Source organism: Hymenobacter nitidus (assembly GCF_020447315.1).
GTDB classification, from domain to species: Bacteria; Bacteroidota; Bacteroidia; order Cytophagales; family Hymenobacteraceae; genus Hymenobacter; species Hymenobacter nitidus.
On sequence record NZ_JAJADQ010000013.1, the window covers coordinates 138,754 to 157,741 of the forward strand.

General features: G+C 60.1%; 18 protein-coding genes and 1 pseudogene. 8 read left to right on the forward strand and 11 right to left on the reverse strand.

Translation table 11 applies throughout. From position 1 onward, the window contains the following. Positions 1–36 precede the first annotated feature (36 nt). The gene (locus tag LGH70_RS20875) at positions 37–750 is read left to right on the forward strand and encodes a head GIN domain-containing protein (protein WP_226189712.1); all 714 of its coding nucleotides are present in this window, start codon (positions 37–39) and stop codon (positions 748–750) included. A gap of 371 nt (positions 751–1,121) precedes the next feature. Further along, positions 1,122–1,529, forward strand: a complete 408-nt coding sequence (locus tag LGH70_RS20880; RefSeq protein WP_226189713.1) for a carboxypeptidase-like regulatory domain-containing protein — start codon at positions 1,122–1,124, stop codon at positions 1,527–1,529. 123 nt (positions 1,530–1,652) lie between these two features. Here LGH70_RS20880 and LGH70_RS20885 read toward each other — a convergent pair whose 3' ends face one another. The 4 genes from LGH70_RS20885 to LGH70_RS20900 form a co-directional block, all read right to left on the reverse strand. Further along, complete coding sequence (locus LGH70_RS20885; RefSeq protein ID WP_226189714.1) at positions 1,653–3,401, reverse strand: hypothetical protein; 1,749 nt, start codon at positions 3,399–3,401, stop codon at positions 1,653–1,655. A gap of 737 nt (positions 3,402–4,138) precedes the next feature. Beyond that, positions 4,139–5,056 carry an SMP-30/gluconolactonase/LRE family protein gene (locus tag LGH70_RS20890; protein ID WP_226189716.1) on the reverse strand — a complete coding sequence of 306 codons (918 nt, stop codon included), beginning with the start codon at positions 5,054–5,056 and terminating at the stop codon, positions 4,139–4,141. A gap of 150 nt (positions 5,057–5,206) precedes the next feature. Then, a complete protein-coding gene (locus tag LGH70_RS20895; RefSeq protein ID WP_226189718.1) occupies positions 5,207–5,848 on the reverse strand; it encodes a helix-turn-helix transcriptional regulator in 642 nt (213 codons plus the stop codon). Positions 5,849–6,250: 402 nt separating this feature from the next. Next, positions 6,251–6,703: a DUF2141 domain-containing protein gene (locus LGH70_RS20900; RefSeq protein ID WP_226189719.1), complete on the reverse strand. Its 453-nt coding sequence runs from the start codon at positions 6,701–6,703 to the stop codon at positions 6,251–6,253. A 328-nt stretch (positions 6,704–7,031) separates the two neighbouring features. Here LGH70_RS20900 and LGH70_RS20905 point away from each other — a divergent pair, with 328 nt between their 5' ends. Continuing rightward, entirely contained in the window at positions 7,032–8,057 is a 1,026-nt protein-coding gene (locus LGH70_RS20905) for a glycoside hydrolase family 43 protein (protein WP_226189720.1), read from the forward strand. A gap of 131 nt (positions 8,058–8,188) precedes the next feature. Beyond that, entirely contained in the window at positions 8,189–8,737 is a 549-nt protein-coding gene (locus LGH70_RS20910) for a DUF2911 domain-containing protein (RefSeq protein ID WP_226189721.1), read from the forward strand. Positions 8,738–8,768: 31 nt separating this feature from the next. Here LGH70_RS20910 and LGH70_RS20915 read toward each other — a convergent pair whose 3' ends face one another. Together LGH70_RS20915 and LGH70_RS20920 are read right to left on the reverse strand one after the other, a co-directional pair. Next, the gene (locus LGH70_RS20915; protein ID WP_226189722.1) at positions 8,769–9,113 is read right to left on the reverse strand and encodes a hypothetical protein; all 345 of its coding nucleotides are present in this window, start codon (positions 9,111–9,113) and stop codon (positions 8,769–8,771) included. Positions 9,114–9,230: 117 nt separating this feature from the next. Beyond that, on the reverse strand, positions 9,231–11,039 hold the full coding sequence (locus tag LGH70_RS20920; RefSeq protein WP_226189723.1) for a M61 family metallopeptidase: 1,809 nt from the start codon (positions 11,037–11,039) through the stop codon (positions 9,231–9,233). 409 nt (positions 11,040–11,448) lie between these two features. On the opposite strand from LGH70_RS20920, the gene LGH70_RS20925 reads away from it, so the two are divergent. Then, entirely contained in the window at positions 11,449–13,632 is a 2,184-nt protein-coding gene (locus tag LGH70_RS20925) for a T9SS type A sorting domain-containing protein (RefSeq protein ID WP_226189724.1), read from the forward strand. Positions 13,633–13,898: 266 nt separating this feature from the next. Then, entirely contained in the window at positions 13,899–14,579 is a 681-nt protein-coding gene (locus tag LGH70_RS20930; protein ID WP_226189725.1) for an SOS response-associated peptidase, read from the forward strand. Between the two features lie 396 nt (positions 14,580–14,975). Here the strand turns inward: LGH70_RS20930 and LGH70_RS20935 are convergent, their stop codons facing one another. The 4 genes from LGH70_RS20935 to LGH70_RS20950 all read right to left on the reverse strand — a co-directional run bounded on the left by LGH70_RS20935 (position 14,976) and on the right by LGH70_RS20950 (position 17,787). After that, on the reverse strand, positions 14,976–15,293 hold the full coding sequence (locus tag LGH70_RS20935; protein ID WP_226189726.1) for a hypothetical protein: 318 nt from the start codon (positions 15,291–15,293) through the stop codon (positions 14,976–14,978). A gap of 71 nt (positions 15,294–15,364) precedes the next feature. Beyond that, complete coding sequence (locus LGH70_RS20940) at positions 15,365–15,712, reverse strand: hypothetical protein (protein WP_226189728.1); 348 nt, start codon at positions 15,710–15,712, stop codon at positions 15,365–15,367. 280 nt (positions 15,713–15,992) lie between these two features. Next, positions 15,993–17,156 (reverse strand): S1C family serine protease, encoded by a 1,164-nt coding sequence (locus LGH70_RS20945; protein ID WP_226189730.1) that lies wholly within the window; start codon positions 17,154–17,156, stop codon positions 15,993–15,995. A 43-nt stretch (positions 17,157–17,199) separates the two neighbouring features. Continuing rightward, on the reverse strand, positions 17,200–17,787 hold the full coding sequence (locus LGH70_RS20950) for an RNA polymerase sigma factor (protein ID WP_226189732.1): 588 nt from the start codon (positions 17,785–17,787) through the stop codon (positions 17,200–17,202). A gap of 134 nt (positions 17,788–17,921) precedes the next feature. Between LGH70_RS20950 and LGH70_RS20955 the strand changes: the two genes are divergently transcribed. Both LGH70_RS20955 and LGH70_RS20960 read left to right on the forward strand, forming a co-directional pair. After that, positions 17,922–18,164, forward strand: a complete 243-nt coding sequence (locus LGH70_RS20955) for a hypothetical protein (RefSeq protein ID WP_226189733.1) — start codon at positions 17,922–17,924, stop codon at positions 18,162–18,164. A 131-nt stretch (positions 18,165–18,295) separates the two neighbouring features. Continuing rightward, the gene (locus tag LGH70_RS20960) at positions 18,296–18,541 is read left to right on the forward strand and encodes a hypothetical protein (RefSeq protein WP_226189734.1); all 246 of its coding nucleotides are present in this window, start codon (positions 18,296–18,298) and stop codon (positions 18,539–18,541) included. A gap of 9 nt (positions 18,542–18,550) precedes the next feature. Here LGH70_RS20960 and LGH70_RS20965 read toward each other — a convergent pair. Then, positions 18,551–18,988 (reverse strand): annotated as a pseudogene (locus LGH70_RS20965) (hypothetical protein); the annotation flags it as partial.

Here is an 18,988-nt window from a genome sequence, read left to right on the forward strand (position 1 = left end):
GCCAGACCCCAACCCCAACCCCAACTCCTTACTTCCATGAAAAACGCCTTTCTCACCCTGCTCTGCGGAGCCACCCTTTTCTCTGCCACCACCGCCCTGGCCCAGACGAAGCAGCCCCGCGCCGTCGGCGCGTTTCAGGCCGTGCAGACTGGGGGCGGCATCGACGTATTTCTGACTCAGGGCCCCACGAGTGCCGTGGTGGTCGATGCCAGCAGCGAGGCCCAACCCCACATTCTGACCACCGTGAAAAACGGCACCCTGCAGATTGGCTGGGAGCAAAATTACTCCTGGAAAAAGATGCTGCCGGGCAAGAGCACGGGCAAAGTCAGTGTCTACATCACCTGCCCCAGCCTGACGGCCCTCGCGGTGAGCGGTGGCTCGGATGCCCGCGGCGAAACGGCTTTCAAGGCTGACGACCTGCGCCTGTCTGCCAGCGGGGGCGGCGACATTCAACTGACGCTCACGGCTAAAAACCTCACCAGCAACGCCAGCGGGGGCAGCGACATCACCGTGGCGGGCCGCGTGGAGCGTCAGAAGGTTTCCGTGAGCGGGGGCAGCGACTATCACGCGTTTTCCCTGCAAAGCACGGCCGCCGAAGTAAGCGCCAGCGGTGGCAGCGACGCCGAACTGCTGGTCGATGGGGAGCTGAAATCCAGTGCCTCGGGCGGGAGCGGAGTGCGCTACAAGGGCGGCGCCAAACTCGTCAGCGCCCAGGCCAGTGGCGGCAGCAGCACCAAGCCCGTGCGCTAGATTTCGGGCCGCTGTGGTCCTTACTGTGCCTGAGCACTCATGGCGGGCTGCATAATCGCGGGTCTCAGTTGCCAGCAGGCGGCTCTTTTGCCCAACACAACGCCCTTTGCCACGCTATGGCAAAGGGCGTTGTGCGTGAATGAAAGTTGGCAAAGAAGGTTCTGGTCGGCTTAGCGTGGTGCCCGGGTTGGAGCACGGTAGCCGGCCGCCGGGCGGGCTATACCCCAAAGGTCAGCGCCGCTCCAGGTCACGCCATAGGCACGGGGAAGCAGATTTTCTGCCCAGCCTTGACTTTCCCGCCGCGTATTGCGTAGAACTGCCCGAACCGCCTGGCAGCCAGGTGGGTTGTTGTCTGCTCTTGTCTCTCTCGTATGCCCCACCTGTCCACTTATCTGGCCGGCTTCGCCTTCGTACTGGCGCCCGGCGCCGCGCTGGCCCAGCAGCCTGTTTCCACCCCCGACCAGCCGCTGCCGTGCCAAAGCCTGAGCGGAATAGTCACCGACGAAAAGCAGCAGCCCCTGACCGGGGCTACCGTCGTGGTGCAGGGCATTCAGGATGCCTACAGCACCAACTCCGAGGGCCAGTACATCGTCACCAGCAAAAAGACTATTCCACTTAATGCTCAGCTGCAGATCAGTGCGGCAGGCTACGAAACCCAGAAGCTGGTACTCAGCGGCTGCCAGCCGCCCGCCGTCACGCTGAAGCTGCTGCCCGGCACCCGCTTCAAGCGCGACGGCCGCATCAAGAAGACCACCTCGACCGGGAAGATTAAGTACTAGAAGCTGGTTGACCTCGGCCAAAAAGCAACGCTCCGACCGTGGCCTCTGAACAGCATCAGAGGCCACGGTCGGAGCGTTTTTAGTGGAGCGGCTGCGTTAGACCGGCCACCCTACCCGAATCCGCTATTGTGGGCTGGGCAGGTGGGCGCCGTTGCTCCCGGGCTCCGTCTGCGTGGCGCTTTGCCCCTGCAGCAGGCTACCTAGCCCGATAGAGTAGCCCAGCTGCAGCTGCACGAAGTCGCGCTGGCGGCCTTTGGGGAAAATGAAGTTAGAAACCCGGAAGAACAGCTTGTTAGTGGGAGAGCCGAATGGGTGGTAGTAAAACAGCGCGCCGGGCCGCATAGCCCACTGCGAGCCAGTATTGGTAATGAGGCGGCGGCTCTGCACGTTGTGCAGGTAAGCCGTAAAGTACAGGTCAGCCCCAAAGTTGCGCTGGCGCCGAATCGTGGTCAGCAGCTCCAGGCCGTACATGTTCTGATACACGTTGCGGATAGAAGTAGTGTCGCGGCCCGAGCTGCCCGCCACCTGGCTCAGGGTGCGCGTCCAGGAGCCGTTGAGGTGGTAGCTAACGTGGCGGCGGTTATCGAAGGTGAGCAGGTTCATATTCACGCCAAAGCGCAGGTAGCTGCGTTGCAGCAGGTCGGGCCGGTCGACGGTGTTGCCGGCCCGCAGCCGGAGCGTGTCAAACTTCGAGTCGAGGCGGGTCAGGGTTACGAAGGGCCGGACCGCAGTGAAGACCATAAATTGGCTGTTCTGACACAAGGACCGGTTATTCAACGGCAATAAGCTGCTCACTTCCGTGGTTACCAAACCGTTGTCTTCATTGTCGAGAGCGGCCAACAGGTCAGTATACAGAGCTACTTCCAGCAGGCCGCCCAGGGAAGCCCCGGCTTTCAGATCGTGCGACGTTGTGCCGCCGGGGGTCAGCGTCCATTTGTCGTTGTCCGTAATAAGGCGCCGGCCGGTGGTCTGCACCACGTTCACCAGATCCAGGAATCGGAGGCAGGGCGTTGCGCCCGATTCAGTGTACTCATCGGGAATAAGCAGGTCCAGACCTTTATCCGTCGCACCCTGGTTGATATTGATGATGGTCGTGCCGTTGGTGAAGCGCACGGGGCGCAGGGTGCGGTAGGCATGCCGGGTAACGATGCCCGGTCCATCCGAAGCACTGGCCGGCAGGTTTATCGTCACGGAGTCTTTCGCCGCCACCCGGGCCGTGCTATCCGCCAACAGGGCCAGCTTGCCGTACTGACGGGCTTTGTTTTCATAGGCGGCTGCCTCGCCCGACAGGCGCTGCTTTTCCTGCGTGCTCGTAGTGGCCTGCCGGGCGGCGGTCCGGGCGGCACCAGCGGCCAGCAACACTCTTTTTTCCTCAGCCCGGGCATTCTGGGCCTTCTTTACTTCCGCCTTCGCCGTGGCCGTGGCTGCCGGGTTTACTCTCTGCTTATACACGCTGTCGAGGCCCAGCTCCCCCGTCGCATATACCCGCAGCAGGCGGCCGTTTTCCATGTAGAAGTTCATCTCCTTCAGGGTGAAATACTGGCCGGCTATCGGCTTTGCCGGGACGCCGGTAAATAAGGTATAGCGGGCCTTGGGCACAAGTGAAACGGTCCCGATTTTGGCGTCACTGTGGGTGCTGTTGTCCTGGGCCGTCAGGGCGGCCGTTACGGCTTCCTTCACCTTTTTAGTGGTTTCCTGCTCCGCCTTCGTGGCTTTGGCCAGGCTGTCGGTCAGCTTCTGGCGGGCGGCGGCCGTGGCCTCCTTGATTTTTTTCTGAAGGTCTTCCTCCGAGTAGGTTTGCGCCAGGCTGGCTCGTTGCGCCCCAAAAAGCAACAGGCTGACGAAGAGAAGGCGACTGTAAAAAAGCTTCATAAAAAGAAATTAGTTGGAGTAGGTAAAAAGATGATTAGTACTGTGTTGGCGCATGTCTAAGCCGCTCACGGAGCGGTTCGGCGCTGTGTGGGAAAGAAGAAAGCAGCGGCAGGCAAGGGGCCCGGCCACGTGGCGGAGCGTGCGGCTCTGGCCTTGGTCACGCGTTGTAAGGAGCGGGGTGCTGGCTCCTGCCGCGGCCGGCATGCCAGCAGTGCCCAGGCCCAGGTTGCGAAGGAAGTTCTATGGGCAGAAGCCGGCCCGCCGCGTAGGGCAGCAGCACTTACCCGAACCGGCTAGTGGCCCCCGCCGCCAAACCGCTTTGGCAGGCACGGGCGCACTCCGTCCTGGTCTGGTATCAGCAGGAGGTGGGAAATTTGCCGTCAGGCAAGTTTTTAGGCGAGGCCAGGTGTTCAGCGCGATGGGCAAAAGCCCGTGGCGGTGCAGCGTAGGCGGGGCCGCAACAAGAATGACTCCGGAGTCGGATGACATGGGAAGGCTAACGGAATAGGCACGTAGAAAAAATAAGGCAGCGTAACAATAGGTAGAGCAGGCAGGGCAGAGGGGGCGGGGCCACAAGGCACCGCCGCCACGAAGCTCCGCACTATACACCGCTCACGCAATACCTACTTCTGGGTATATATAAGGCGCAGCATGTAGATGCACAAAGAAAAAGCCCCGACTCCTGTTGGAGCCGGGGCTGGGTGACAACTGCCGGTGCGGTACTGATGCGCCGCAGCTTACTGCACGCCCTTCACCTGCATGGGCACAGTGTACAGGGCTTCGGAAGCCGTGATAAACAAGGTTTTCCGGTCTTTGCCCCCAAAGCACACATTGGCCGTCCACTCCTCGGGAATGTCGATGTGCTCAATTTGCTGGCCGGCCGGGTTGTACACCGTCACGCCTTTACCGGTCAGGTACACGTTGCCCCGGTTGTCGATGGTCATGCCGTCGGAGCCCTGCTCCACGAAGAGCTGGCGGTTGGTGAGCGTGCCGTCGGCGGCAATCTGGTAGCGGTAGGTTTTGTTGGCCTTGATATCGGCTACGTACAGCTGCCGGCCATCGGGCGTCCCGATAATACCGTTGGGCTGTTCCAGCTGCCCATCGACCACCACAGGCTCTTGGCTACCCTTGGCCAGCAGGTATACTTTCTGGCCGCCCAGGGCCGGGTCGGGGGCCATGCGGGACCAGTAGGGGCGTTGGTAGTAGGGGTCGGTGAAGTAGATGCCTTCCGTCGGCGGGCTGATCCACAGGTCGTTGGGACCGTTGAAGCGGTGGCCCTGCACGTTGTCGAGCAGTACGGTGGCCTTGCCATCGGGCCCGATGGCCCAGAGCTGGTTGTTTTCGTCGGCGCAGGCCAGCAGGCTGCCTTTTTTATCGAAATACAGGCCGTTGGCACGGCCTGCCTTGTCCAGGAAAACGGAGAGCTTGCCGTCGGTGCCGTATTTCCAGATCTTGTTGTTGGGCTGGTCGGTGAAGAACACGTTGCCGGCCTTGTCGACGGCCGGGCCCTCCGTGAACTTAAACTGCCGGGATACCAGCTTGGGCTGGGCACCTTTGGCAAGAAGAGACGGCGCTTGCTGGGCAGCGACGGGAACAGTCAGGGCGGTGCCAAAGCCCACTAAGAGGCTAAAACCAAGGCGCAGAATAGTAGTCATACAGCAGAATAAGGAAGCCAAAGCCAATACGATACGAAGAAGCGCGCCAACCGGCGGCTACTGCAATAGTACTAGGCGGCCCGCACAAAGTATCCTGCTAAAAGGGAATAAGAATAGAAAATTGGGTTGGTGCGATTCAGAAGCACGGCATCAGGCCGCAATCCAGCCTTCGCGCACGGCCTGCACGGCCAAGCCTACCAGGGTGCGGGCTCCGGCTTTCTGCAGCAAAGCCCGGCGGTGACTTTCCACCGTGCGCACGCTCAAACTCAGCTGCTGGGCTATATCCTGGTTGCAGCAGTCGGCCACTACCAGGCGTAGCACCTCCAGCTCGCGGCGGCTGAAGGGCGTGAGCGGTCCACTGCGGTGGTGGGGCCGGGTCGCCAGGTCGTCGAGGTGGGGCAGGGCGGGCCCGGTGTCCAGTAGCTGCGCTACGGTGAGCAGGATAGCCTCGGGCGCCGAGTGGCGGGGCACCAACGCTACCAGCTGCTGCCCGGCCTGCAGCGTGTGACGCAGCGTAGCCGACAGCCGCTGGCCCGCCAGCAACAGCAGCGGCTGGTTGGTTCGCGCTACCAGCAGCAACTCCAGCAGCCGAGGCAGGGGCGGGTCGGGCAGCAGCCCATCCACGACTACCAGGCGGTAGGCATGGCTACGCAACAAGTCGGGGGCCTGGCAGGCATCGGCCGTGAGCGTGAATTCCAGGTCCGGCCATGTTTGCTGAAGCGTGAGCAGCAGCCCGTGCCGGTACAGAGTGGGTGGGGCGATAATCAATACGGCCCCCAGTGGCGAGTACATGGCGTGCAGTAGGGTTTAAAGCATAAGAACAGCGGTTAGAGTTGACAATAGGTGAGGTAGGATAAGAGCAGCAACGGGCCGCCTTGCAAAGTGGCAGCTATGTAAGTTGCCTAATTAACTCATCATATTCAATACTGGTCAGTTAAAATATTTATAAATTAAAATGGAATTCTACCAAATATTGTATCTATGAAGCCTTACCGTACGTCCGGCGCCGGTAGTAGCCGCTTGTTGCCGCCATAGTTGGCGGCTCCGAGGCCGGAGTTTTGGCAGAAGGGTAAAGGCTGCTGTCGGTACCTGCGGCCCGGGGAAGCGGGGCACGCAACGCACAAAAAAAGGCCCATCGACCAAGGTCGAATGAGCCGTTCTGTATTGCTGCCGGTCAAGCAGCGTGGGGTGCCGCTACTTTTTCATGGAGATGGTGACCACCTTACTCGGGCCACTGACCGTGAATTTGCATTCCTCAAATTCCGGAGGCGCGAGCTTGGGCCGCACGTTGTTGGAAAAGGCGTAAGGCTCGGTGGGAATACCCAGAAAGTTCTTGTCAACCAGGTCGTTGTTGTTCAGATCCTGGGTCAGGGCCACCGCCCACTCGCCATTGGGCAAGTCGATAGGCAGGGTAATCTGTTTGCTGCCAGCGGGTTTCACGTACTTAAGCAGCGTGTAGCTGCCGCGCTTGAGGAAGTTGTCCTTCACGTTATAGAAGTACAGCTTCACCGTAGCCTTGGTCGAGGGCAGGTCCGTAACGACCACGCTCACCAGGGAGGTAGCGGCCGGGGAAGGGCCAGCGGGCAGCGGCCAGGCGCCCAGCAGGCTGCTCCCGGTGCTCAGCAGAGCTATTGATAGAAGGTTCATAGATGCAGGCAGGTGAAGAAGCGAGAAGAGCGAAACCCGCGCGCCAACGGGTTGGCACGATTTGCAAGATCAAGAAAGAGAAGCACTTTGCCAACCTCAAAATGGACCCTGGGTGCCTGGGTAGACACGGCGGCGCGCCAATAAGTTTCTTTCCAGGCCGGGCCGGGAGCTGCCAACATAGCACGCCGCTGTGGTTGCCGGCCCCGAAACAGGTAGTGGAGTTTCCCGGTCCGGCCACTTACGGCGGCGCGGCAGACTGCCGGGGCCCGGGTAGGGCTATGAGCCTTTTTGGCCTGACTGCGTATGCATTAGCTCAACGCTTCTGCCTATGTCTGCTGCCGTCACCTACCAGAATCCCGTCCTGGACGAAGACTTTCCGGACCCTACTATTATTCGCGCCGCCGATGGCTGGTACTATGCCTATGGCACCCAAACCAAGTACAAAGGCGTGATTGTCAACATGCAGGTGGCCCGCTCCGCCGACCTGGTACACTGGGAGCTGCTGGCCGATGCCTTGCCCCAGAAGCCGCGCTGGGCCCGGGCTACCCAGAAGCTCTGGGCCCCGCACGTGAGTGAGCACGCGGGCCGCTACTACATGTACTACTCGGCCCTGCCTGACCACGACCCGGGCTACTGCCTGGCCGTGGCTACGGCCGATTCGCCGGCCGGGCCGTTCACCGATATCGGGCAGCCGCTGCTGTGCGGGCCGGGCTTTCTGAACATCGACCCCATGGCTTTCGACGACCCCGCCACCGGCCAGCGGCTGCTGTACTGGGGCTCGGGCTTTGGGCCGTTGCTGGTGCGCGAGCTGGCCCCCGACCGGATTTCCTTCGTACCAGGCAGCACGGCCCGGGAGCTGGTGCAGCCCGTGCCCGACGAGGACCCCGACAACTACCAGCGCTTGCTGGAAGGCAGCTGGGTGGTGCTGCGCGACGGATGGTACTACCTGTTCTACTCCGGCAACAACTGCTGCGGCGACGATGCCCACTACGGCGTGATGGTGGCCCGGGCCCGCCACGCCACGGGCCCGTTCGAAACCCTGGCCCAGGCTACGGGCCAGGGCCACAGCATTATTCTGGAAACCAACCGCCACTGGCGCGCCCCCGGGCACAACTGCATCGTGACCGATGCCGCCGGGCAGGACTGGCTGGCCTACCACGCCATCGATCCGCAGCAGCCCACCTTCGACGCCATCGACGACGCGCAGGGCTATTCGCGGCGTGTCCTGCTGCTCGATCGTCTGGAGTACCACGCGGGCTGGCCGCGGCTGGCTGGCGCGGGGGCTCCGTCGCGCACGCCCCAGCCGGCTCCCGTAGTGGAGGCCCGGCCGGCAAACGACCAGCGGCCAGGTTGAAGCCATTCTGGATAAACGCTAATATTGCCTGAGCGGAAGCAACTTAGCACTCCTGCCGCGTGACTTTGACCAGTGCCGGGCTCTGCCCCCAGTTTTGCGCTTATTCTCCACTCTCTTTTCCCTCCTTTCCCATGAAAAACTACCGCACGCTTTTCTCTACGGCCCTGCTGCTGGCCGGTTTGCTTTCCGCCTCGCTCAGCCAAGCCCAGACGACGGCTCCGGCCGCCACTGCCGCCGCGAAGCCCGCTCCGGCCAGCCCCGCGGCTACGGCTACGGGTAAAATCGGGGCGGCTACGGTTACCGTTAAGTACGGCAGCCCCAGCGTGAAAGGTCGGCCGATATATGGCAGCCTGGTGCCCTACGGCCAGGTATGGCGGGCCGGTGCCAACGAGGCAACCACCGTTGAGTTCAGCAAAGACGTAATGGTGCAGGGCAAAAAGCTGCCGGCCGGTACCTACTCCTTGTTCACCATCCCAACCGAGAAGGACTGGACGGTTATCTTCAACAAAACCGCGAAGCAGTGGGGAGCCTACAAGTACGATGAAAAGCAGGATGCCCTGCGCGTGACGGCCACTCCGCGCAAAGCCCCGGCCATGACCGAAAGCCTGGTATACGACGTCACGAAGGACGGTCTGGTGCTGCGCTGGGAAAACCTGGAGCTGCCGGTGGCCATTAAGTAACCGGAAATCTATTCGTACTGAAAAGCCCCGCTCAGTCGTTGAGCGGGGCTTTTTGGTGCAATTGAGTTTCGGTAGAAGGCTGCTCAGATAGCCTGACTTCCGTGCCGGGCGGCAGTGCTACCGGCTTGGGTAGCTGCAGTAGCAGCGCGTGCTCGGTCAGGGCGGGCATGCCGCTGGTCGGGGCCGGGCGGGTTATTTCCTCCACGCTGGCTACGGTGTGAATTTCGCGGCCGTCGGCCAACACCAGCACTACTGCCAGGGCCGTGTGCCGGTCGAATTGGCTGAATGCCTCCGCTGCTGCCGCGCCGCGTACCAGCACGCCTAAGCCCGTCAGCACAAAGCTCGATTCAACGGTCAGCAGGTGGGTGGCTTTCATCGGGCTAAGTAGTAAGGCGGAGAAATCTGCTTACCATACTTCCTGGCGAAAGGATACACAAAAGCCCAGACTGCGGCGGCAGAGTGGGCTTTTGCTTGGAGACAGAGCGTAACCCGGTTACAGGTTTTTCAGCCAGGCCTGGCGCAATGCCAGCTGGGCCGGGGTGGCGTCGGGCAGCACGGCAAAGTGGTAGCGCAGTACGGCCTCCTGCTCCGAAAGACGGCAGCGTACCTTTTTTTCGCTGCCCTCCCGCCGCAGGGTCAGCTCGTATTCTTCCCCCGGCTTGCGGGCTTTAAGCTCTGTTAGTACCTGCTTCAGGTTGGCGGGCGTTACGGCGGTGGTGCCCACTGCTACCAGCTGGTCGCCGGGAGCGGCGCCGCAGGCCTGCAGAGCGGCCGGCACCGCCTCGAGGCTCACGCTGTTGCCCGTAAATCGGAAACTAGGGTCGGTGGCGCCCAGCACCGTTATCGGCCGGCCCGTGTGCAGCACCGGCGAGTAGCGAATCCCGACTTTGGCGTAGTAGTCCTGCAGGGGCAGCGGCTCGGCCTGCTGTACGTAGCGGGCAAAGAAGTCCCCGATTTCGGGGTAGGTAAGCTTGGTGAAGTCTGCGAAGAACGTCTTTTCGTTGAAGGGCTTGTCGGGGCCGTAGCGCCTGGTCAGCTCATTCATAACCTCGCGCAGGCCCCGCTTGCCCCCGCTCAGCTCCAGCAGGCGCAGGTCGAGCAGGGCGGCCGTGAGGGCGCCGCGCTGGTAGATGTTGCCGTACTGCCGCTGCCCTTCGTCGCTGAACGAGTTCAGGCCCAGCTTGCTGAGCGAGTAGGTGGTGTCGGTTTGGGTGCGGTCGTAGGCTACTTTTCCCGACATCTCCCGCAGGTATTCCTCCAGCGGTACGAGACCGCCGCGCAGCTTCATCATGCCCGCGGCCCACTCCGTAGTGCCCTCGTACAGCCACAAGTGCTCGGAACCGGTGGGCTGCACGAAGTTAAACTGCTCGATAATCTCGGAGTGAATGTTGAGCGGCGTCACGACGTGGAAAAACTCGTGCGCGGCAATGCTGGTAATCTGGCTGGCCGATTCCGGCGTCAGGGGCGCTTCGCGCAGTACATATTCCGAGCTGTAGGAATGCTCCCAGGCGCCGTTGCTCTGGTCGTCGAAGTGGTAAAGGAAGGTGTAGCGCTTCACCGGCAGCTGCACCAGAAAAGCCTGGGCTGCCGTCAGCATCTGTTGCATGTACCCCAGCAGGGGCTCGGCTTTCACCTGGTCGGTTTTGGAGTAGCAGTACAGGGCCACCTCCGAGTCGCCCAGCTTGGTTTTGGCCTCGGTCAGGCGGCCCAGCAGAAAAGGCGAATCGACGGCGTGGTCGTAGCTTTTGGCCGCGTAGTAACCCTGCGCATCGGCCGTCAGCGGCGTCCCGACTTTCCAGTCGGCGGGGTAGTTGAGCTTGATGCGGAGCGGCTTGCCCTGCCAGCCTTGCAGGTAGCCAAAAATGCCCTGCCCGTTGAGCAGGGCGTGGTCGGCTTCCAGCGAGGTGCCGCACATGCGGTACACGCGGTGCTCCGTCACGGGCGTATCCCAGGTCTCGGCAATGGTGTAGCGGATGGCGCGGGTTTTCTCGGGCTGTTGCAGCTGCCACTGATTCACGGAAACCTGCTTGACTTCCAAGGGCTTATTCTTGTCGTCGAAGGCCTCAAACTTGCGCACGAAGCGGCCAATGTCCATCACCTGATAAGTACCGGGGGCCGTGGCGGCAAACTGAAAGATGTTCTGCGCCTTGCCGAGCTTGGGCACCTGCAGCTGCACCTGAAACAAGTCCTCGGTCTTGGGGTCAATGTCAACGGTGTAGGTCAGGGCCTTCTGGGCCTGGGCCAGCGTGGGAGTGGCCAGCAGGCCGCCCAGCAGAAGGGACGCAATGCGCAAGGCATTCATAGCAGGGTGGGGGTAGATGATGGGCTAATGGATGCAAAAAAGGCCCAAAGTGTTGCTTGGTACAGCACTTACCCAGCCCGAATAAAGCCGTGGTGGGTGCCAGGTGGCCACGTAGCTGCTGGGGTTAATTGTACTAAGCAGTAACCCGTGCGCTTTCGACAGTAGCCAGCGGGGCAGGTGGAAGCGGCTGGGACGAGCAGGAACAAGCGGGTGTTACATTGGAAGAATGATATGTATTTGATAATATAACTATTTAAAAAAATAACATGACATGATCAATTAAATAGCTTGCGGTTTGAACTTAATGAAGATTATGATTGGATAGGCCTTTGCCTTTGCGGATAAACTTTTGTTTCATTGTGTACCTATTGCATACGCCGCTCCATGTCCAATCTTCAACTCATGCGCTATGCAAGCAATTTGTACTATTTCATCTGGCCGCACTGCCTGGCAGCGGTGGCAGAAAAGCTTATGGGCTCTGGCCGGCGGCCTGTTGCTCTCTACCTCCCCACTGCAGGCCCAGGCCCCCGCACCGGCGTTTCCACGCAACGAAACCTTTAAAGGAAACACGGCCTCGAACTTCACCTTCGGCGGTGTGGCCCAGCTCACCGGTACCGGTGGCACCGCCGACCCCGTCGGGAGCGGCTATCTGCGCCTGACCGATGCGGTAAACAACCAGGCCGGCTATGCCATCGACAACGTGGGATTTCCCTCGTCGGCGGGCTTCACCATCTCCTTCGAGTTCTTCTCGTATGGTGGTACCAACCCCGGCGCCGATGGTTTCAGCGTTTTTCTGGTCGATGCCAACCAGCCCGCCTCAGGTTTCCGGATCGGCGCCTCGGGCGGCTCGCTGGGGTACGCTCAGAAAACGGCCACTCCAGTCGCCGACGGGGTGTCGAAAGGCTATATCGGGATTGGTATCGACGAGTTTGGCAACTATTCCAACGGCGCGGAAGGCCGCTCGGGCGGTAGCGCTACCCCCGATGCTACCGGGAAAGTGCCCAACGGCATTGCCATTCGCGGGGCCGGCGACGGTTCAGCCGCCACCGACTACCCTTACCTGACCGGCACCCAGCCCGGCGCCCTCGACTTTTCCCTCGACGTGCCTACGGTGCGTGCCCAACCCGGCTCCGAGGACTACCGCCGCGCCTACATCGACGTGGTACCCACCACGGTCGGCACCGAAACCACGTACCGCATATCGGTGCGCATTCAGCACGGCAACTCGGTGCGCACGGCCATCGACAACTTTCTCGTGCCGACGCCGCCCCCGACTTTGCGGCTGGGTTTTTCGGGCTCTACGGGCGGCAGCACCAACATTCACGAAATCCGCAACCTGAACATCGTGCAGGTGCCGTTTGCTAATACCGACGTGGTCAGCACCCTCTACAATGCTCCCCTGACCATCCCGGTTCTCAACAACGACGTAGCGCCCGGCAGCAGCATCGATGTGGCTTCCGTCGACCTAGACCCCAGCACGGCGGGCATTCAAACGACGTTCAACGTGGCGGGCAGAGGCCGGTTTGAGGTCAATGCGACGGGGGTTGTCACTTTCACGCCCTCCGGCACCTTCGCCGGCCAGGTCACGATTCCCTACACCATGCGCTCTATCCTGGGCGCCGACTATACCTCCAGCCCGGCCAACATTCGCGTGACGGTGCAGGGGGCCGATGTCGCGGCTACCATCAATGGGCCGATTAACGTGCTGCGCGGTGCCGTCGTGACTTATTCCATGACGACAGCCAACCGGGGCGGAATTACGGCGCTAAATGTGGTGCCCAGGCTGCAGGTGCCCACCAACCTGCCCGTGGCGGCGGTGGTTGCTCCCGGCGGTACCTACGACGCGGCCACTGGCTGGGTCACGTTTTCCACCATCAATACCCTGCCCAACGGAGCCCTGCCGGTCGTGAATACGGCGACGTTCCTGGTGCCTGCCTCACAGCCCGCTACGCTCACCAGCCTGGCCACCGCAACCTCTTCCGTACCCGACCCGACGCTAGCCAACAATAGTGCCTCCCTCAACACTGCGGTAGGTGCCCCGCTGCCCGTCGAGCTGTCGGCTTTCACGGCCAAGGCCGAACAAGCCGATGCCGTGCTTTCCTGGACCACGGCATCAGAGAAAAACAACGACCGTTTCGAGGTGGAACGCTCCCTGGATGCCACCACTTTTCAGCGGGTAGGTACTGTGGCCGGCTACGGCACTACCACGGCTGCTTCCCGCTACCAGTACCGCGACGCGCAGGCCGCCCGCTGGTCGCGTCAGCCCATCTATTACCGTCTGCGCCAGATCGATACGGATGGCAGTACCTCTTTTAGCCCCGTCCGGACCGTGCAGTTTGCAGCGGCCGGCAAGCTGGCCATTTCGGTGTACCCCAACCCCAGCGCCGGTTCTGCCACCTTGGATCTAACGGGCTTGCCCGCCGGCGAGTTTGCCGTGCAGCTTACCGATCTGACTGGCCGGGTGCTGCGGCAGTATACCGTGACCGGCGGCCAGGAGCAGCCCCTAGATATGCGTCTGCTGGCCCCGGGAGCCTATTTGCTGCAGGTGCGCGGCCAGGCTGTTCAACTGGTCTTTCCAGTGGTGCGAAACTAAGCGGACTTATTACTTCCCTAGCTCCACTCAAACCTAGCAAGCGGGCCGTCAGCAGAGATGCTGACGGCCCGCTTCACGTTTACTCACCCATTCATGTCAGGGTCATTGCCTGGTAACTCCTGCCTTGCAAGGGCTTTGACCGAGTTTTCTTTGTTGCGGAAATAGCGCCGCTACGGATGACAGCAGGAAACTTCCGCTAACCGGGCGGCGTAATCCCCAGACCACTCCACCGCGAAGCCAGGGCTTTGCTTTTATCTGCTTCAGCTATGTGCGGCCGTTACACGTTCACTACCCCGGTTCCCGTCATTGAAGAGCGGTTCGGGGCGCACTTCCCCGATGCGCTGCCGCCTACCTACAATGCGGCGCCTTCCCAGCAGCTGCCCATTATCACCAATACCGAACCCGGCCGGATTCAACTGTTTCAGTGGGGGCTGGTACCCGGTTGGGTCAAGGACGTGAAAGCGGCTCCCAAGCCCATCAACGCCCGCGCCGAGACACTGCCCGAGAAGCCGTCTTTCCGCCAGCTGCTGCAGCGGCGGCGCTGCTTGGTGCTGGCCGACAGCTTCTATGAGTGGCAGCAAACGGCTCCGGTGGCCAAGGGTCCGAAAACGCCCCACCGTATTCTGCTGCGCAACGAGCAGCCCTTTGCCTTTGCCGGCCTCTGGGATGAATGGGTAGACCGGACTTCCGGGGAAGTAGTGCCCACGTTTACCATTATCACGACCGAGCCCAATGAGTTGATGGCCTCGCTGCACAACCGCATGCCCGTCATTCTGCCGGACCGGCAGGCTGAACTGAGCTGGCTCGACGACGGCCAAACCGCCACTGCCCACCAGGCCCTGCTGCAGCCCTATGCCGCCAATCTCATGCAGGAATACGTGGTCAGCACGCTGGTAAACTCTCCATCCAACAACAGTCCGGAACTGCTGGTGCCAGCAGCGGCCTAAGCAGCCCGTAGCGGGCTGGGCACGGGCATAGTGCCCAGCCGCTTATACGCGGGCCGCGACTTTTTACGCTTCCGGCGTTTGGAAGCATCCCGGTTAAAAATGCGCCCGGCATCGTCGCTCACCTGTACTTGAAGCGAAGTTGAGGCTGGAGCCGAAGAAGCCGCCATTGCTTCCGCAGATTCAGTAGTCAGAAAAGCCGTTAGTAGGAGTAAAGTCAAGGTTGCCATAGGTGCCGAGGGCTAAGAATGAATGACATAAACTAAGGTGCTATGTATAACAATGATAGATTTTTTATTAGATAAAGTCAAGTTAAAATAAAATTAATCAAAAAAAATGTCCTGCTTCCCAGGATTGACGCTGGAAAGCAGGACGGGTAAGAGCAGGTAGCGAATGATTCTAACGGCCAAACATGCGGTGCTGCCGACGATTCTTGCTGGCTTTTCGGCGCTTCTTATACTTGTATTTTTTACGCTTGAATGGGCCCCAATCGGCGCTATTTTCATCTGTAGCCGATACTAACGCTTCCTGAGAAGCCGCCGGAGCGGTAGGCATAGAGGTGGCCTCTGCCTGCAAGGAAGTAAGCATGGCTGCCAGAACGAAGAGGAAAACTGCTTTCATAGCTTTGGTATTTTGTTCAGGTGTTTTATGATTTTGATGCTGCAATATTAGACAATGATATTTGCTTAATGCAATAAAATTTAGCCACATAATCATGTGAACACACAAAGCCCCGCCGGATATGGATGACTCCAACCTGGCGGGGCTTTATCTGGGAAGCGAAAAGCTTAGTGGCTGTCGGGATTCTGAGGACCCTTGTTAGCGTTGGCTTTGGGCTTGTTTTCCTTTACGGGTTCCGCCGAGGTGCCAGCATCTTCAGCGTCGCTGTCGTCCGTACTGTCCATCGAACGATTAACTACAACCACTGCTACGGCTGCCAGCGCCGCAATGCCCAGGATAAGCTGCGTGGGAGTGAAGCGCTGCGCCGCCTTCTTGATGAGCGTGCCGCCATGCTTCAGCAAGTCGTCGATATGATCATGGTCGCCTTGTACAAGCACATGGTAGGCGCTTTCGAATGTACGGGCCAGATCCTCGGGCATAATTTTCTCCAATTGTTCTTCAATCTGCGATTCCATAGCGGAAGAGTAGGTGTTGGTGGAAGGTGTCGGTACAGTATTGGTGGCAAGCCACCGACAAGCCTGTACGCAAAAAGCCGCGGGGTGGCTGCGCTTTTTTCCACCGTCTCCAAACATTTATTGGCAAGCCCGGGGCGTGTTGTCGAGCTTCACCAAGCCGGGCACCGCGCCTTTTTTCTAAGGCAGCATCAGATTGCAAATTGATAAGCATCCGGAAGCCACGAAAAAGGCCCCGCTGTGTCAGCGGGGCCTTTCATGGTTTCTTCAATGTGAGAAAGCTCTATTCGTACACCTTCACCACAAACACGTAGTCCTGCAGCTTGCGGATTTGCTGGCGGCGCGAGGTACCGGCCATCAGGTTGGTGCGCGGCATGTTGTAGGGCTGAGTCGTGCCCGCTGCCGAGAGCGAGTCAACCAGGCGCATCAGGTACGATGATTTGGTGGCAAAAGCCGCGCTCTGCATGTCCATCTGCCGCCCACTGATGATGCCAATCAGGTTGCCACGGTCGTCGAGCAGCGGGCCGCCACTGTTGCCAGGGTTCACCGGAATCGAAATCTGGTAGAAAGCCGTGTCGCCTTCGAATCCCGAGCGGGCACTCAGGGAGCCTTCCCCGAATACCACATCCTCTCGGGGGTAGCCCAGGGTGAATACCTTCTCACCTAAGTCGGCCGTGCCGCGCTTGAAGGAGTAAGGCAGACGACCAAAACCGCTGAACTTGCGGTCCGTGATGCGCAGAATGGCCAAGTCGTGGGCAATATCGGTAAAGACAGGCTCAGCGCGGAAGCGCTGCCGGTCACGGCTTTCAATCAGCAGCGAGTCGGCCCCCTGAATCACGTGGTAGCTGGTCACCAGGTAGCCATCGGCGGTGAGGGCAAAGCCGGTGCCACTGAATTTGCCGGGGTTCAACTCTCCTTCCGGTTTAGTGCCATCAATCTGGTTGATGGCGCGGTTCATAGCCTTCTGGGTTTGCTTGATGCGCTCTACTTCCCGGCGCAGCACCGTGTAGCCATAAAGAGAGGGCCGCTGCTGGGCAGTACGCCACCACTCCAGGCCGAGCAGCGTGGCAAACACCGCCAGCACAGCCACCGAAGCGGCTACCATGGCCGTGGCCCGGTGCGCTCCCCAAAACTCGCGCAGCTTGCGCTCCACGGGCGAAATGTACATGTGCGGCATGGTGGGGTTGCCCGTTTCCACGGTTTCACCTTCCAGCCGTACCGCCGCCTCGGCATCTATGTCGGCCTGAATGGCGTGCAGCTTGCGGCGCGTAGCCAGCCGCTCGCCGTAGCCCTGCAGCGTGTCGGTGAGGTCGGTGAAATCGGCGAAGCGCTGGGCAAAGTCAGGGTCCGCAGCCAGGCGCCGCTCCAGGTCGGTGCGGGCCGGTACCGAGAGCCCGCCGCTGCGGTAGGCTTCAAATAAGGCGTAATAGTCGGCTTCCGTTTTCATAGTCTTGTGCAGAGTGGGTGCTCTGCCGGGATAGGCCCGCCTGTCAAAATGATTCTTCCTCCTTGTAGTGGGAGAAGAACAGCTTTTTCAGGCGCACCAGGCACTTATATTTCTGATTCTTGGCGTTGTCGGCATTGGTATAGCCAAACTCCGCCGTAAGCTGCTGCATAGACTTATCCAGCAGGTAAAAACCTTCTAAAAGCGAGCGGCAGGGCTCTCCCACGCGTTCTAGGGCCTCGCTCATCGTCGCGAAGCGCTTGTCGCGCTCCTCGGCTAAAGCCAAATCGGCCTCGGCGCCGGTTTCCAGGTAGGGCTCATGGTCGTCGAGGCGGCCGCCGAAGCGGGTTTTCTCGGCGAGCCGCTTGAGCCACAGCCGCCGGCACACCGCATACAGGTAGGTCTTGATCTGGCAGCTCAGCTCCAGGGAGCCGTCGCGTACTTTCTCGTAGAATACCATGATACCCTCCTGGTACACATCCTTGGCCTCGTCTTCGGTTCCACTGTTTTGCAGAACGTAGTGCGAGACCATGGGAAGGTGCAGGCGGTAGAGCTGAGCCAGCGCCCGGTCGTCGCCGCGGCGGATAGCCGCCACGAACTCCTCATCGGTGTAGGTAGGAATGCCCTTACCCATTCGCTTTGTTGGTTAATACCTTACCAGGCTTTTGGTAACCCATAAATATTTTTTTTCTACTGTCGGGTTACCTTCTTGAAATGCTGGTATGAAGGGCGTTTTTCAGACTAAATTTTTTCAAACGTAACACCAAAATGAAGAATCTCCTGAAGGTTTCTGCCCTGGCTCTCGTATTCGCTACCACGCTGGCTTCTTGCGAGTCGAAGACGACCGAAACCACCGAAACCACGACTGTTGAAGCTCCTGCTACGGATGCTGCTGCTACGGACGCTGCTACCACCACTACGGATTCGGCTAGCACCACGACTGTATCGACCGACACCACGGGCGCTGCTACCACCACCGAGGCTTCGACCACGACCACGACCCAGCAGTAATTATACGTCGGCTTCGGCCGGCATGTATTCTGCCAACGGCCCGATTTTCCCTTGGAAAGTCGGGCCGTTGCATTTTCGTGCTAGCCAGTAAAAATATAAATAATAGAAGGGTTAAATATTTAGCATTTTAAATGCAATATTTGCAACTGCATTTTCCCAAGTATTATTTGTTTGCCTTGTCTAATTATACTACTCAAGACGATAGTCTAGCTGTGCCGCCCGGGTTGCCGGAAAAAACTACCGCTACCCCCGCCGGCCGGGCTACGGCTGCGCGTCCCGCTGATAATAAGGCTGCTGCGGTGTATAGCGTTGGCGACTACCGGGTAGGAGATACGGAAGACACGCTGCTTAATGGTCATCCCGATATTCGCTATTAACCCCGCGGACTAAAGCTTTTCTTCCAGCCACAACAACCCGGCTGCCAGCAAAAACACGAGAAAAAACCAAGTGGCGGGGTAAGCCTGGGAAGTCCTAATCGGATTGGCTATGGGCCGCACCGCTGTTTTGACCTGCCACGGCTGTGCCGCCTGAAGTCGCAGCTCCTGCTCAATCCGGGACCATTGCTGGGGTGCAAAAACATAAAAGGTCTGGGCTGGCTGCTTGTCGCGACTAATAAAGTGCCAGCCAGGCAAGCTGGGCCAGAAATATCCGGTTTGCCATTCCGGCAGCTGCGCATCCTGCCGCAGAGCAAGCCGCACTCCCGGGGCCGACTGTGGCCCGGAAACAACCGGTGAACTACTAACCGGCGCCGCTGACACCAACCGCAAGGCCACCGGCTGGTGCGGTCGTGGCCACGCTGCTAATGACTGCCACTGGGCCAGCGG

Bases quoted from the DNA above. Each gene is read 5' to 3' on its own strand.
- LGH70_RS20930 (WP_226189725.1), top strand. From the start codon at position 13,899: ATGTGCGGCCGTTACACGTTCACTACCCCGGTTCCCGTCATTGAAGAG.
- LGH70_RS20925 (WP_226189724.1), top strand. From the start codon at position 11,449: ATGCAAGCAATTTGTACTATTTCATCTGGCCGCACTGCCTGGCAGCGG.
- LGH70_RS20885 (WP_226189714.1), bottom strand. From the start codon at position 3,401: ATGAAGCTTTTTTACAGTCGCCTTCTCTTCGTCAGCCTGTTGCTTTTT.
- LGH70_RS20890 (WP_226189716.1), bottom strand. From the start codon at position 5,056: ATGACTACTATTCTGCGCCTTGGTTTTAGCCTCTTAGTGGGCTTTGGC.
- LGH70_RS20910 (WP_226189721.1), top strand. From the start codon at position 8,189: ATGAAAAACTACCGCACGCTTTTCTCTACGGCCCTGCTGCTGGCCGGT.
- LGH70_RS20950 (WP_226189732.1), bottom strand. From the start codon at position 17,787: ATGGGTAAGGGCATTCCTACCTACACCGATGAGGAGTTCGTGGCGGCT.
- LGH70_RS20955 (WP_226189733.1), top strand. From the start codon at position 17,922: ATGAAGAATCTCCTGAAGGTTTCTGCCCTGGCTCTCGTATTCGCTACC.
- LGH70_RS20945 (WP_226189730.1), bottom strand. From the start codon at position 17,156: ATGAAAACGGAAGCCGACTATTACGCCTTATTTGAAGCCTACCGCAGC.
- LGH70_RS20915 (WP_226189722.1), bottom strand. From the start codon at position 9,113: ATGAAAGCCACCCACCTGCTGACCGTTGAATCGAGCTTTGTGCTGACG.
- LGH70_RS20875 (WP_226189712.1), top strand. From the start codon at position 37: ATGAAAAACGCCTTTCTCACCCTGCTCTGCGGAGCCACCCTTTTCTCT.
- LGH70_RS20920 (WP_226189723.1), bottom strand. From the start codon at position 11,039: ATGAATGCCTTGCGCATTGCGTCCCTTCTGCTGGGCGGCCTGCTGGCC.
- LGH70_RS20940 (WP_226189728.1), bottom strand. From the start codon at position 15,712: ATGGAATCGCAGATTGAAGAACAATTGGAGAAAATTATGCCCGAGGAT.
- LGH70_RS20895 (WP_226189718.1), bottom strand. From the start codon at position 5,848: ATGTACTCGCCACTGGGGGCCGTATTGATTATCGCCCCACCCACTCTG.
- LGH70_RS20935 (WP_226189726.1), bottom strand. From the start codon at position 15,293: ATGATTATGTGGCTAAATTTTATTGCATTAAGCAAATATCATTGTCTA.
- LGH70_RS20880 (WP_226189713.1), top strand. From the start codon at position 1,122: ATGCCCCACCTGTCCACTTATCTGGCCGGCTTCGCCTTCGTACTGGCG.
- LGH70_RS20960 (WP_226189734.1), top strand. From the start codon at position 18,296: ATGCAATATTTGCAACTGCATTTTCCCAAGTATTATTTGTTTGCCTTG.
- LGH70_RS20905 (WP_226189720.1), top strand. From the start codon at position 7,032: ATGTCTGCTGCCGTCACCTACCAGAATCCCGTCCTGGACGAAGACTTT.
- LGH70_RS20900 (WP_226189719.1), bottom strand. From the start codon at position 6,703: ATGAACCTTCTATCAATAGCTCTGCTGAGCACCGGGAGCAGCCTGCTG.